The following is a 13,475-nucleotide window of genomic DNA, read 5'->3' on the forward strand; positions in this document are numbered from 1 at the left end:
GGAAGTTCTCGTCACATTCCTCGTCGGGGAGCGTCGGCTTGCGCTCCCTGGCCGGCGGCCACCTGCCGCAAGTAGGCGTTGGTGGCGCGCTCCTGGCCGATGGTCGTCTGGGGGCCGTGGCCGGACAGCACCACGGTGGAGTCGTCGAGCGGCAGGCACACGCGGGCCAGCGAGGCCAGCATGTCGTCCATGGAGCCGCCCGGCAGGTCCGTGCGTCCGATGGAGCCGGCGAAGAGCAGATCGCCCGAGAAGAAGACCGACGGGATGTCGGCCGTCTCGGGCATCCGGAAGGTCACCGACCCCCTGGTATGGCCCGGCGCGTGCGCGACGGAGAACTCGAGTCCGGCCAGCTCCAGCCGCGCTCCGTCGGCCAGTTCGAGGACGTCGTCCGGCTCCCCCACGGTCAGCTCGCCCATCAGCGGCATGCCGATGGACCGGCCCAGCGCCTTCTCGGGGTCGCTCAGCATGTACCGGTCCTCGGGGTGGATCCAGGCCGGTACGTCGTGCGCTCCGCAGACGGGGACGACCGAGGCGACGTGGTCGATGTGGCCGTGGGTGAGGACGACGGCGACGGGCTTGAGCCGATGCTTCCGCAGTGCTTCCTCGACGCCTTCGGCGGCCTGGTGGCCGGGGTCGATGATCACGCACTCCTCACCGGCGGCGGGGGCGACGAGATAACAGTTCGTCCCCCAGGCCCCGGCGGGGAACCCGGCAATGAGCACGATCGTCCTTCGTTGTGTCGATTCGGGTGGCTGCAAGCTGTGGTCCAGAGCCTACCGGCGCTGCCGTTTCCTCAGCGAACCCATATACGGTACGGGGCTACACGCAGTGGTCGGCTCACACAGCGCACAGGACGCACGCGTACCGGTCGACATACGACACGCATGAGGAGAGAACCCGGTGGTCAGCCAGGAGCAGCGGCGGCGTCAGCTCGCCCGGGAGAAGTTCTTGCGGCAGCAGCAGCGGCGTACCAGCGCACGGCGCAAGACACGCATGCGCAACTCGGTGATCGCGTCGGTACTCGGCGTGGTCGTGATCGCCGGTGTCGCGCTCTACACGACCGGTGCGTTCAAGAACGACGACAAGGCGAACGCCAGCTCGGCGACGACGCCCAGCGCCACGCCCAGCGCCAGCAGGGCACCGGACCCGTGCGAGAAGGCCGCGGCCGGCTCGGTGCAGAAGCTGAGCTGGAAGAAGGAGCCGGCGATGACGATCGACACGTCGGCGAAGTACACGATGACGCTGTCGACGACCTGCGGCGACATCGGCATCGCGCTGAAGACGTCGGCGGCCCCGCACACCGTGAACTCGTTCGACTTCCTCGCCTCGAAGGGCTACTTCGACCACACGAAGTGCCACCGGCTCACCACCAACGGCATCTACGTGCTGCAGTGCGGCGATCCGACGGGGACCGGAAGCGGCGGTCCCGGGTACACGATCCCCGACGAGAACCTGAAGGACACGAGCCTCAAGGGCGGTGTCTACCCGGCGGGTACGGTCGCGATGGCCAACACGGGCCAGAAGCACACCGGTGGCAGCCAGTTCTTCCTCGTCTACCAGGACAGCCAGTTGCCGGCCAGCTACACCCCGTTCGGCACGGTCGACGCGGCCGGGATGAAGATCCTCAAGAAAATCGCCGCCGCGGGTGAGAACACGGGACAGGGTGACGGAGCCCCGAACGCGACGGTCGTGATCAACAAGGCCACGGTCACGAAATCCTGACCACGAACTGCGAAATTTCGGTCGCGCGGGATGCGGACAGGCAACCCGCCGGTCGCCTATGTTGGCCGTGACGAAACTGTGGACGATGCCCGGGGGCGCTGAGGCCCCTCGCGGGCATCATGTGGAGGAGGCGCTGTGAGCAGCGACCCGTGGGGCCGCGTCGACGAGACGGGGACCGTGTACGTGCGTACGGCCGACGGCGAGCAGGTCGTCGGTTCCTGGCAGGCCGGCTCCCCTGAGGAGGCGCTGGCCTACTTCGAGCGCAAGTACGAGGGCCTGGTTGTCGAGATCGGCCTCCTCGAAAAGCGAGTAAAGACCACCGACCTGTCCGCGAAGGACGCACAGGTCGCGATCGACCACCTGCGCGAGCAGGTGGAGGCGCACCACGCGGTCGGTGACCTGGAGGCGCTGCGCACCCGGCTGGCCGAGCTGGTGAAGACCGTGGACTCGCGCCGCGAGGAGCGCAAGGCACAGCGTGCCAAGCAGTCCGACGAAGCCCGTCAGGCCAAGGAGGACCTGGTCACCGAGGCGGAGCAGCTGGCGCAGTCCGACCAGTGGCGGGCGGCCGGTGAGCGGCTGCGGTCCCTGGTGGACACGTGGAAGGGCCTGCCGCGCCTGGACCGCAAGTCGGACGACGAGCTGTGGCACCGCTTCTCGCACGCCCGGTCGGCGTTCTCCAAGCGCCGCAAGGCGCACTTCGCGCAGCTCGACGCCCAGCGCGAGGACGCCCGCAAGGCCAAGGAGAAGCTGGTCGCCGAGGCGGAGTCGCTGTCCGACTCGACGGACTGGGGTCCGACGGCCGCGCGCTACCGCGAGCTGATGGCCGAGTGGAAGGCCGCAGGCCGCGCCCAGCGCGAGCACGAGGACGACCTGTGGAACCGCTTCCGCGGCGCCCAGGACGTGTTCTTCGCGGCGCGCGGGTCCGCCTTCGCGGAGCGGGACGCGGAGCAGACGGAGAACCTGAAGCTGAAGGAGGAGCTGGCCGCCGAGGCCGAGAAGCTCCTGCCGATCACGGACCTGAAGTCCGCGCGGTCCGCCTTCCGCTCGATCAACGAGCGGTGGGAGGCCATCGGCCACGTGCCGCGCGACGCGCGTCCGAAGGTCGAGGGCCGGATGCACACGGTCGACCGGGCCATCCAGGAGGCCGAGGAGGCCGAGTGGCGCCGGACCAACCCGGAGGCACGCGCGCGTGCCGCGGGCCTGACCGGCCAGCTGCAGGCAGCCGTGGACAAGCTGCGGACGCAGATCGACCAGGCCCGCGCCCAGGGCAACTCGTCGAAGGCGGAGAAGCTGGAGCGTGAGCTTGAGGGCCGCCAGGCGCTCCTGGACCAGGCACTGAAGGGCCTCCAGGAGTTCGGCGGCTAGCGAGCACGGTACGACGAGAGGGGCCCCGTACGCGACGTACGGGGCCCCTCTCGTCGTATGCGGCGCCGCTACGACCGGTTGCGCGCCGAGGTGACCCGGTAGACGTCGTACACGCCCTCCACGCCCCGTACGGCCTTCAGGACGTGGCCCAGGTGCTTGGGGTCGCCCATCTCGAAGGTGAAGCGGGAGGTGGCCACTCGGTCGCGGGAGGTCTGGACGGCCGCGGAGAGGATGTTGACGTGCTGGTCGGACAGGACGCGGGTGACGTCGGAGAGGAGCCGGGACCGGTCCAGGGCCTCGACCTGGATGGCGACCAGGAAGACCGAGGACTGGGTGGGCGCCCACTCGACGTCGAGGATGCGCTCGGGCTCGCGGGAGAGCGACTCGACGTTGACGCAGTCGCTGCGGTGCACCGAGACCCCGCTGCCGCGCGTGACGAAACCGATGATCGGGTCGCCGGGCACGGGGGTGCAGCAGCGGGCCAGCTTGACCCAGACGTCGTCGACGCCCTTCACGACCACACCGGGGTCCTGGCTGCTGCGCCGCTTGCTGCGGCGGCCGCGGGTCGGCGGGACCGCCTCGTCGATCTCCTCGGTGGCCGCCTCCTCGCCGCCGAGCGCCTGCACCAGCTTCTGCACGACGTTCTGCGCGGCCACATGGCCCTCGCCGATCGCCGCGTACAGCGAGGAGATGTCCGGGTAGCGCATCTCGTGCGCCAGCGTGACCAGCGAGTCGCCGGTGAGGATGCGCTGGATCGGCAGGTTCTGCTTGCGCATCGCGCGGACGATGGCGTCCTTGCCCTGCTCGATCGCCTCGTCCCGGCGCTCCTTGGAGAACCAGCCGCGGATCTTGTTGCGGGCGCGCGGGGACTTGACGAAGCCGAGCCAGTCGCGGGACGGTCCGGCGCCGGTGGCCTTGGAGGTGAAGACCTCGACGAGGTCGCCGTTGTCCAGCGTCGATTCGAGGGGTACGAGGCGGCCGTTGACCCGCGCCCCTATCGTGCGGTGGCCGACCTCGGTGTGGACCGCGTACGCGAAGTCGACCGGGGTGGCCCCGGCCGGGAGCGCTATGACGTCGCCCTTGGGCGTGAAGACGAAGACCTCGTTGCGGGACAGGTCGAAGCGCAGGGACTCCAGGAACTCGCTGGGGTCCTCGGTCTCCTTCTGCCAGTCCAGCAACTGCCGGAGCCACGCCATGTCGTTGAGGTGGTCGTCCTTGCCCTTGCCGGACGACTTCGGCACGTCGGTACGGACCTTGGAGGCGCCGGCGACGGCCTCCTGCTTGTACTTCCAGTGCGCGGCGATGCCGTACTCGGCGCGGCGGTGCATGTCGAACGTCCGGATCTGGAGTTCGACGGGCTTGCCGTTGGGGCCGATGACCGTCGTGTGCAGCGACTGGTACATGTTGAACTTGGGCATCGCGATGTAGTCCTTGAAGCGCCCCGGAACCGGGTTCCAGCGCGCGTGGACGGTGCCCAGGGCCGCGTAGCAGTCGCGGACGGTGTCCACCAGGACGCGGATGCCCACCAGGTCGTAGATCTCCGCGAAGTCCCGGCCGCGGACGATCATCTTCTGGTAGACGCTGTAGTAGTGCTTCGGCCGGCCGGTGACGGTCGCCTTGATGCGGGCGGCGCGCAGGTCGGCCTGGACCTCGTCGGTCACTATGGCGAGGTACTCGTCCCGCTTGGGCGCCCGCTCGGCGACCAGCCGGACGATTTCGTCGTACATCTTGGGGTAGAGGATCGCGAACGCGAGGTCCTCCAGCTCCCACTTGATGGTGTTCATGCCCAGCCGGTGGGCGAGCGGCGCGTAGATCTCCAGGGTCTCGCGCGCCTTCTTCTCCTGCTTCTCGCGCTTGAGGTAGCGCATGGTGCGCATGTTGTGCAGGCGGTCGGCGAGCTTGATGACCAGGACGCGCGGGTCCTTGGCCATGGCGACGACCATCTTGCGCACGGTCTCGGCCTGCGCGGCCTCGCCGAACTTGACCTTGTCCAGCTTGGTCACACCGTCGACGAGCAGCGCGACGACGTCGCCGAAGTCGCGGCGCAGGTCCTCCAGGCCGTACTCGGTGTCCTCGACGGTGTCGTGCAGCAGGCCCGCCATCAGGGTCGCCGGGTCCATGCCCAGCTCGGCGAGGATGGTGGTCACCGCGAGCGGGTGCGTGATGTACGGGTCGCCGCTCTTGCGCTTCTGGCCGCGGTGCCAGCGCTCGGCGACCTGGTAGGCGCGCTCGATCTGGCGGAGCGTGGCGTTCTCGATCTTGGGGTCGTTGCTGCGGACTATGCGCAGCAGTGGCTCCAGGACCGGGTTGTACGGGTTCGCGCGCTGCACGCCGAGGCGGGCCAGGCGGGCGCGGACGCGGTTGGAGGAGCCGGAGCGTGCGGGCTGGCCGCTGTTGGGGCGGGCCGCGGGGCGCTCGGGCGGGGCCGGCTTGGGGCGCGAGGTCTCGGCCGACTTCTCGACCGGCGCGGACTGGGCGTGCTCGACCGGCCCACGGGTGTCGTTCTTCGTCTGCGACACGTTCGGCGCGGGCTTGGCCGCGGGCGCCGAGGCGGGCTCGGGCTTGGCGGCTGTCAGTGGCTGGGCCTCGTCTGGCAAGAGGGCTCCTCGTGCGCGATCCGGGTCCCCCGGTCAGGCTCCGGAGTGCCCATGGTAGCGATCCTGGGCCATGTCATCGCCTGCAGGCCGGAGGGAGAACCGTATACGGGAGGAACACCGGAGGCTGCCGTGGGATTCCGCAGGGGTGTCCTGCGGGTGGTCCCGGGCCCCGTGGAACGCGAACGGCCGCCCCCGAGAGGGCGGCCGTCCGGTCGGTCGTAGCGACGCTCACACCTGGAGGAGGGCCTCCAGCGGCGCTCCCCGCAGGGCCGGCTCCACGCGGCCGCGGCCGCCCAGGAAGCCCAGCTCCATCAGGACCGCGACGCCCGCGACCTCGGCGCCGGCGCGGTGGATCAGCTGGATCGCGGCCTCGGCGGTGCCGCCGGTGGCGAGCACGTCGTCGACGATCAGGATCCGGTCGTCCGCTCCGAGGTCCTCGGCGTGCACCTCGATCTCGGCCGAGCCGTACTCCAGCTCGTAGGCCTGGCGGAGGGTGGCTCCGGGGAGCTTGCCCGCCTTGCGGACCGGGATGAAGCCGAGGCCGGCGCGGACGGCGACCGGGGCGCCCAGGATGAAGCCCCGGGCCTCCAGGCCGACGATCTTGGTGGCGCCGGTGCGCTCGGCGATCTCCGCGAGGGCGTCGGTGAGCGCGGTGAACGCGGCCGGATCTGCCAGGAGCGGGGTGATGTCCTTGAACATCACGCCCTGCTCCGGGTAGTCCTCGACGTCCCGGATACGGCTGAGCAGCAGCTCCTTGATGTCGGTCACCGGCGCTTCCCCGACGGGCGGCCGCGGCCGCCGCGGTTGCGGGACGCGGGCTGGTTGCGCGGGCCGACGACGGCCGGAGCGGCGTCGTCGGACCCCTGGGAGCCGCCGACCCGGGCCTCGGCCATCTCCTCCTCGGCGGTGGCCTGGGCGCGCTTGGCGAGGACGCGCTTCTTGAGCGCCTTCATCTGCGGCTCGGCCTCCTTGAGGTCGGCGACGAGCGGCGTGGCGATGAAGATCGACGAGTAGGCACCGGCGGCGAGACCGACGAACAGCGACAGCGAGATGTCGTTGAGCGTGCCCGCGCCGAGGAAGCCGCCGCCGATGAACAGCAGGCCCGCGACCGGCAGCAGCGCGACCACCGTGGTGTTGATCGAACGGACCAGGGTGCCGTTGATCGAGTGGTTGGCGATGTCGCTGTAGGTGAAGCGGGTCTGCTTGGTGATGTCCTTCGTCTGCTCCTTGAGGCTGTCGAAGACGACGACCGTGTCGTAGAGCGAGTAACCGAGGATCGTCAGCAGACCGATGACCGTGCCGGGCGTGACCTCGAAGCCGACCAGGGCGTAGATACCGGTCGTGATGGTGATGTCGTGGATCAGCGCGACCAGGGCCGCGACCGCCATCCGCCACTCGAAGGCGATCGCCAGGTAGATCACCACGAGGACCATGAAGATGCCGAGGCCCTCCCAGGCCTTGTTGGCGATCTCGTCACCCCAGCTGGGGCCGACCAGGTCGGAGTTGATGGACTCCGGGTCCACGTTCATGTCCTTGGCCAGCTTGGCCTTGGTCGCGTCCGACTTCGCGGTGTCCATGCCGGCGATCTGAATGCGCAGGCCGCCCGTGCCGAGCTTCTGCACGACCGCGTCGTGGCCGGAGGCCTGCTGCGCGTAGGTCTCCGCCTGGGACACCGAGACGCTGGTCTTGGAGGTGGTGAAGACGGCGCCGCCCTGGAAGTCGATGCCCATGTTCAGGCCGCGCACCGCCAGGCCGACGATGGCCGTGATGGTGATCAGGATGGAGATGCCGTACCAGATCTTGCGCTTGCCGACGAAGTCGTAGCTGATCTCGCCGCGGTGCAGTCGGGCGCCGAGGTTGCCGAGTTTCGACATCGCTCACGCTTCCTTCGGGTCGACAGGGCCGGCGGTGGGGCCGGCGGGACGGCGGGTGCGGCGCAGCGGGGCCTTGGCGCCCAGGCCCTTCGGGTCGAGGCCCGACCACTTGTGGCCGCTCGCGAAGAACTTACGCCGGGCGAAGAGCGTCATCAGCGGCTTGGTGAAGAAGAAGACGACGACCACGTCGAGCACGGTGGTCAGACCGAGCGTGAACGCGAAGCCCTGGACCTTGCCGACGGTCACGATGAACAGCACGGCGGCGGCCAGGAACGACACGAAGTCGGAGACCAGGATGGTGCGCCGGGCGCGCGGCCAGGCCCGCTCGACGGCGGGGCGCAGCGTGCGGCCCTCGCGGATCTCGTCCCGGATGCGTTCGAAGAACACGATGAACGAGTCCGCCGTGATGCCGATCGCGACGATCGCACCGCAGACCGCGGGCAGGTTCAGCGCGAAGTGGATCGTCGGGCCGAGCAGCGACATGATCGTGTAGGTCAGGATCGCGGACACCAGCAGCGAGGGGATCGCGATCAGCGACAGGCCGCGGTAGAAGGCCACCAGGTAGATGATGACCAGCGCGAGGCCGATGGCACCGGCCAGCAGACCGGCGTGCAGCTGCTGGCCGCCGAGGGCGGCGGTGACCGTGGTGACGCTCTCCGTCCTGAAGGAGAGCGGGAGCGCGCCGTACGACAGCACGTTGGCGAGGCTCTGGGCCTCCTGCTGGGTGAAGCTGCCGGAGATCTCCGCCGAGCCGCCGGTGATGGACTGGCTCACGGTCGGGCTGGAGACGACCTCGCCGTCGAGGACGATGCCGAACTCGTTCGTCGGCTGGGAGGTGTTCTTGGCGAGCTCGCCGGTGACTTCCGCGAACTTCTTGGATCCGCTGCCGGTGAAGGTCATCTGGACCTGCCAGCCGGCGGCGCTCTGCGTGTCGTAGACGGCCTGGGCCTTCTTGACATCGGTGCCGTCGACGCGGGCCGGGCCGAGCACGTACTTGTACCAGGCGTCGCCGATCTTGCCGCAGGCCACGGTGGTGTCGGTCGGCTTGGCACTCTTGCCGGCGGTGGCGCGCTGCGCGGCCTTGGTGCAGTCCAGCGCGGTGTACTCGGCCTCCAGCTTCGAGGCGGCGGCGGAGGCGCTGGCAGAGGCGCTCGCGTCGGCCGAGGAGGTGGCGGAGGGGCTCGCCGACGAGGAGGCGGACGCCGAGGACGACGGCGTGGAGCCGGCCTTCAGGGCGTCGGTGACCGCGCGGCCCTGCGAGGTGGCCGAGGAGGACGGCGAGGCGGACGACCCGGTCGCCTTCTGGGACGTCGACGCGCTGCTCGACGGGGAGGCGCTCGGGGAGGCGGTGGAGCTGCCGCTGGCGGACGCGCTCGGGGAGGCGCTCGACGCTGCGGCGCCGCTGGCCTCCTGGGCCAGGACCGGGCGGAAGTACAGCTTCGCGGTGGTGCCGACCTGCTGGCGGGCCTCTGCGGAGTTCGTGCCCTTGGGGATGTTGACGATGATGTTGCTGGTGCCCTGGGTCTGGACCTCCGCTTCGGACACGCCCAGACCGTTGACACGGCGGTTCATGATCTGGACCGCGGTGTTCATGTTGGTCTTGTTGATCGCGTTGGGCTGGCCCGGCTCATTCTGCGCCTGGAGCGTGATGCTCGTACCACCGGCCAGGTCGATACCGAGACGCGGAGTGGTGTTTCCGGAGGCGAACATTCCGCCGGTGAGCGCCACGATGGCGATCAGGATGAGGGCCAGCGAGCGCCCTGGCTTGCTCTGGGCGCTCGCGCTCCGGCCCCTCTTAGGTGCTGCCACCTTCTCGTACTCCCTCTCGGGCCGCCGCGCGCCTGGTCGGTGCGGTCGGCCATGACATGGTGTCGGGATCCCGTGCGGGAAACAGACGCGCCCGGGGTGCGAGGTGCGTGTGGGATCTACGCACCGCTCCCCGGGGCACGGCTACTTCGCGTCGGAGTCGCCGTCGGTCTTCTTCGGCTCTTCGTCGGCCTTCGCCTCGGCGGTCGCGGACTCGGCCGGCCCGTCGGTCTTCTCCGCGGCCTCGGCCTCGTCCGCGGCGGCGTCCTTCTTCCCGAGGTCGACGGCCTTGTCGTCGGAGGCGGCGGCAGCTTCGGCAGGCTCGTCGTCGGTCTCGGTGAGGGAGGAGGCGTCGTCCGGGACGACGTCGGCGTCGGACTTCAGGTCGTGCTCGATGCCGTGCACGATGCGGTTGTACTCGTCGTCCGTGAGGATGGCGCCGATCGCGTTCTTCGCGAAGAGGAGGTCGACGCCCGGGCCGGCGTCGAGGAGGACCGTGTCCTCGTTGACTTCCTTGACCGTCGCGTACATGCCCCCGATGGTGCGGACCCCGTTACCGGGCTGGATCTCGTTCCGCATCTGCGTGGCCTGCTGCTGGCGCTTCCGGGTGGAACGCGTCATCAGGAACATGGCCGCGATGAGGACGATGAACACGAGAAGAGGCAAGCTATTCACGGGACGGAATTTCCTTCGCGCAGCCGCGGCGGTGAGCGGCCTGGATGATGGGGGTGTGGTCGGCGCCGCCCGCAAAGGCGGCATCGGCGGAGTCTAAGCGAGTCCGCGCGCATGGAACAACGCTCAGCATGGCACCTGGGTTCCTGGGCCCGCCAATGCCCCGCCGTCACGAAGCGATCACGTCTGCGGCCGGAGCCCGGTCAGCGGGCGGCTGTCCGCCCGGGCGGACAGGGGCGCGAATCCGCGAGCGGGGCCCGGGTTACGGAGGGCTCGGCACGTTCTCATCGGCAACGGCTCGGGATCCGGAGAGGTGGGCGGCTCCGGTCCTCGGCGCGCCGAGGACCGGGCACGGGACGCGCACGGGCTCGGGCACCGGTTTTCCGGGGCCGGGGGCCGGTTTTCCGGGGCCGGGGGCCGGGTTTCCGGGGCCGGAGGCCGGGTTTCCGGGGCCGGAGGCCGGGTTTCCGGGGCCGGAGGCCGGGTTTCCGGGGCCGGAGGCCGGGTTTCCGGGGCCGGAGGCCGGGTTTCCGGGGCCGGAGGCCGGTTTCAGCAGATCCGAAACCCGGATGTCGGCGAACCCGGAACCCGGATGTCCGCGGGTACGGAACCCGGATGTCCGCAGACCCGAAACCCGGATGTCGGCGGGCACGGAACCCTGATATCCACGGACACGGAACTCGGATGTCCGCAGACCCGAAACCCGGATATCCACGGACCCGGAACCCGGATGCCCGCAGACGCGAAACCCCGAGGTCCGCGGAACACGGAGCCCGGAGAACGGGCCGTCCGCCGTACCCGCCCCAGGGCCGCTCGGCGCGGGCCGTGTCGCACTCCGTAGCCGGTCGCGGCGCTCCGGTGGGACGTGACGGCCGGCTCGTCCGCTTCCGCGGTGCGGCCGGTCCCCCGCCGTGCCGGTGTCAGGTGCCGAACAGGTCCTGCTGGCCGGTTCCGCCCGCCGCGCCGCGCGGGGCGGTCAGGCCCAGGTGGGCCCAGGCGGCGGGGGTGGCCACGCGGCCGCGCGGGGTGCGGGCCAGCAGACCCTCGCGGACCAGGAATGGCTCGGCGACCTCCTCGACCGTCTCGCGCTCCTCCCCCACCGCGACGGCGAGGGTGGACAGGCCGACCGGACCGCCGCCGAACAGCTTCAGCAGGGCCTCCAGGACGGCGCGGTCCAGCCGGTCCAGACCCCGCTCGTCCACCTCGTAGACGGCGAGCGCCGCGTGCGCGATCTCGCGGGTGATCAGCCCGTCCGCCTTGACCTGCGCGTAGTCGCGGACCCGGCGCAGCAGCCGGTTGGCGATCCGGGGCGTGCCACGGGAGCGGCCGGCGATCTCGGCGGCGCCGGCGGACTCGATCTCGACGTCCAGCAGGTCGGCCGAGCGGTGCACCACCCGCTCCAGTTCGCGCGGCTCGTAGAACTCCATGTGGGCGGTGAAGCCGAAGCGGTCGCGCAGCGGGGGCGGCAGCAGACCCGCGCGCGTGGTCGCGCCGACCAGCGTGAACGGGGGCAGCTCCAGGGGGATGGCGGTGGCACCCGGCCCCTTGCCCACGATCACGTCGACGCGGAAGTCCTCCATCGCCATGTACAGCATCTCCTCGGCGGGCCGGGACATGCGGTGGATCTCGTCGAGGAAGAGGACCTCTCCCTCCTGGAGGGAGGAGAGGATCGCGGCCAGGTCGCCCGCGTGCTGGATGGCGGGGCCCGAGGTGATGCGGATCGGGGCCCCCATCTCGGCCGCGATGATCATGGAGAGGGTGGTCTTGCCCAGGCCGGGGGCGCCCGAGAGCAGCACGTGGTCGGCGGTCGCGCCACGCGCGCGTGCCGCGCGCAGCACCAGGTCGAGCTGCTCGCGGACCTTCTCCTGGCCGATGAACTCGCCCAGGTCCTTGGGGCGCAGGGCGGCCTCGACGGCCTGGTCCTCACGGTCGGCGACAGCGCCCACCAGCCGCTCCGCGTCGGCGCCGGTGTCGGTCGGGTCGTCCCAGTTCATAAGTGATGTGCCTCAGCGGTGGTGGGGTCAGCGGGCGCGGTTGAGGGTCTGCAGGGCCGCCTTGAGCAGCTGGCCGACCTGGGGCGGGCCGCCGGCGGCCTCGGCCTGCGGAGCGACGGCGGTGACGGCCTCGTCGGCCTCCCGGGTCGCGTAGCCCAGGCCGATCAGGGCGGCGTGCAGCTGGTCGCGCCAGCCCTGGGTGACCGGGGCGCCGATCGCGGGGGCCGATCCGACTGGTTCGCCGAGGCGGTCCTTCAGCTCCAGCAGCAACTTCTGCGCGCCCTTCTTCCCGATGCCGGGGACGGCGATCAGCGCCTTCTCGTCACCGGTGGCGACCGCGCGGCGCAGCGCGTCCGGGCTGTGCACGGCGAGCATCGCCTGGGCGAGCCGCGGCCCGACCCCGCTGGCCGTCTGGAGCAGCTCGAAGACCTGGCGCTCGTCGTCGTCCACGAAACCGTAGAGCGTGAGCGAGTCCTCCCGTACGACCAGGGAGGTGGCGAGCTTGGCGGGCTGGCCCAAGCGGAGCCCGGACAGGGTGTTGGGGGTGCACTGGACGGCGATGCCGATCCCGCCCACCTCGACGACCGCGGAGTCCGGTGCGAGGGCGGCGACCGGGCCGCTGACGAAGGCGATCATGCCGTACGGCCTTTCGTTGCGTTGGCTGCGTGCAGGGCGACGGCCTGCTGGAGTCGGTTCTGCGCGGGCGCGCGCCAGATGTGGCAGATGGCGAGCGCGAGGGCGTCGGCGGCGTCGGCGGGCCTGGGCGGGGCACTGAGCCTGAGCAGCCGGGTCACCATGGCGCCGACCTGGGCCTTGTCGGCGCGTCCTGAACCGGTGACGGCGGCCTTGACCTCGCTGGGCGTGTGCAGGGCGACGGGGATGCCCCGGCGGGCGGCGCACAGCATGGCGACGGCGCTGGCCTGGGCGGTGCCCATCACGGTCCGTACGTTGTGCTGGCTGAACACCCGCTCCACGGCGACGAATTCGGGCCGGTGCTCGTCCAGCCACTGCTCGATGCCCTGCTCGATGGCGACGAGGCGATGGCCGAGTTCGGCGTCCACGGGCGTCCGTACGACCCCCACGCCGACCATGGTGAGCGGCCGCCCGGCGACGCCTTCGACGACACCGACACCACACCGGGTCAGCCCGGGGTCCACCCCCAGTACGCGCACCGCGCCCCCTCCCCTCTTTGCGGCTGAACCGCCGCCGCTCTCGCGGACCTGGCCGAGCACCGTCGTGGTTCCTCAATCGATGGTCGCGGTCCGTGGACGGTGATCTGTGGATGGCGCCAGGCTAGCCGCTGCCACCGACAACAGCGGCGGGGCGGGGGGGCGGGGGCCCCCCCCCCCCCCCCCCCGCCCCACCCCCCCCCCCCCCCCCCCGTCAATCTTCAATTACCAGCCGGGCGCGCGGGGGGTGGGGGGTCACGTGTGTGAGTGCGCGCG

Annotated in this window: 11 protein-coding genes; 2 read left to right on the top strand and 9 right to left on the bottom strand. The window is 70.8% G+C overall.

Annotation, left to right across the window (positions count from 1 at the left end; translation table 11 throughout):
- Positions 1–11: 11 nt before the first annotated feature.
- Positions 12–722 (bottom strand): MBL fold metallo-hydrolase, encoded by a 711-nt coding sequence (locus ACFY0K_RS25715; protein WP_390641838.1) that lies wholly within the window; start codon positions 720–722, stop codon positions 12–14.
- 178 nt (positions 723–900) lie between these two features.
- On the opposite strand from ACFY0K_RS25715, the gene ACFY0K_RS25720 reads away from it, so the two are divergent.
- Both ACFY0K_RS25720 and ACFY0K_RS25725 read left to right on the top strand, forming a co-directional pair.
- Positions 901–1,722, top strand: coding sequence for a peptidylprolyl isomerase (locus tag ACFY0K_RS25720; protein WP_390641839.1), 822 nt, complete (start codon positions 901–903; stop codon positions 1,720–1,722).
- A gap of 135 nt (positions 1,723–1,857) precedes the next feature.
- Complete coding sequence (locus tag ACFY0K_RS25725; RefSeq protein WP_390641840.1) at positions 1,858–3,087, top strand: DUF349 domain-containing protein; 1,230 nt, start codon at positions 1,858–1,860, stop codon at positions 3,085–3,087.
- 68 nt (positions 3,088–3,155) lie between these two features.
- Here ACFY0K_RS25725 and ACFY0K_RS25730 read toward each other — a convergent pair whose 3' ends face one another.
- The 8 genes from ACFY0K_RS25730 to ruvC form a co-directional block, all read right to left on the bottom strand.
- On the bottom strand, positions 3,156–5,684 hold the full coding sequence (locus ACFY0K_RS25730) for a bifunctional (p)ppGpp synthetase/guanosine-3',5'-bis(diphosphate) 3'-pyrophosphohydrolase (RefSeq protein WP_351960519.1): 2,529 nt from the start codon (positions 5,682–5,684) through the stop codon (positions 3,156–3,158).
- 228 nt (positions 5,685–5,912) lie between these two features.
- Positions 5,913–6,452 carry an adenine phosphoribosyltransferase gene (locus ACFY0K_RS25735; RefSeq protein WP_382724298.1) on the bottom strand — a complete coding sequence of 180 codons (540 nt, stop codon included), beginning with the start codon at positions 6,450–6,452 and terminating at the stop codon, positions 5,913–5,915.
- Positions 6,449–7,558: a protein translocase subunit SecF gene (gene secF, locus ACFY0K_RS25740; protein WP_390641841.1), complete on the bottom strand. Its 1,110-nt coding sequence runs from the start codon at positions 7,556–7,558 to the stop codon at positions 6,449–6,451. The genes ACFY0K_RS25735 and secF overlap by 4 nt, the downstream gene beginning before the upstream one ends.
- A 3-nt stretch (positions 7,559–7,561) precedes the next feature.
- A complete protein-coding gene (secD, locus tag ACFY0K_RS25745) occupies positions 7,562–9,367 on the bottom strand; it encodes a protein translocase subunit SecD (protein ID WP_390641842.1) in 1,806 nt (601 codons plus the stop codon).
- A gap of 141 nt (positions 9,368–9,508) precedes the next feature.
- Positions 9,509–10,039, bottom strand: a complete 531-nt coding sequence (gene yajC, locus ACFY0K_RS25750) for a preprotein translocase subunit YajC (protein WP_388599452.1) — start codon at positions 10,037–10,039, stop codon at positions 9,509–9,511.
- A gap of 917 nt (positions 10,040–10,956) precedes the next feature.
- On the bottom strand, positions 10,957–12,030 hold the full coding sequence (gene ruvB / locus ACFY0K_RS25755) for a Holliday junction branch migration DNA helicase RuvB (protein ID WP_390641843.1): 1,074 nt from the start codon (positions 12,028–12,030) through the stop codon (positions 10,957–10,959).
- Positions 12,031–12,057: 27 nt separating this feature from the next.
- The gene (ruvA, locus tag ACFY0K_RS25760; RefSeq protein WP_390641844.1) at positions 12,058–12,666 is read right to left on the bottom strand and encodes a Holliday junction branch migration protein RuvA; all 609 of its coding nucleotides are present in this window, start codon (positions 12,664–12,666) and stop codon (positions 12,058–12,060) included.
- The gene (gene ruvC / locus ACFY0K_RS25765; protein WP_351960526.1) at positions 12,663–13,202 is read right to left on the bottom strand and encodes a crossover junction endodeoxyribonuclease RuvC; all 540 of its coding nucleotides are present in this window, start codon (positions 13,200–13,202) and stop codon (positions 12,663–12,665) included. The genes ruvA and ruvC overlap by 4 nt, the downstream gene beginning before the upstream one ends.
- Between the last annotated feature and the right edge of the window lie 273 nt (positions 13,203–13,475).

Source organism: Streptomyces sp. NPDC001507 (assembly GCF_042894765.1).
Lineage (GTDB): Bacteria > Actinomycetota > Actinomycetes > Streptomycetales > Streptomycetaceae > Streptomyces.

Coding starts and splice junctions, on each gene's coding strand:
- ruvB (WP_390641843.1), bottom strand. CDS start 12,030: ATGAACTGGGACGACCCGACCGACACCGGCGCCGACGCGGAGCGGCTG.
- secF (WP_390641841.1), bottom strand. CDS start 7,558: ATGTCGAAACTCGGCAACCTCGGCGCCCGACTGCACCGCGGCGAGATC.
- ruvA (WP_390641844.1), bottom strand. CDS start 12,666: ATGATCGCCTTCGTCAGCGGCCCGGTCGCCGCCCTCGCACCGGACTCC.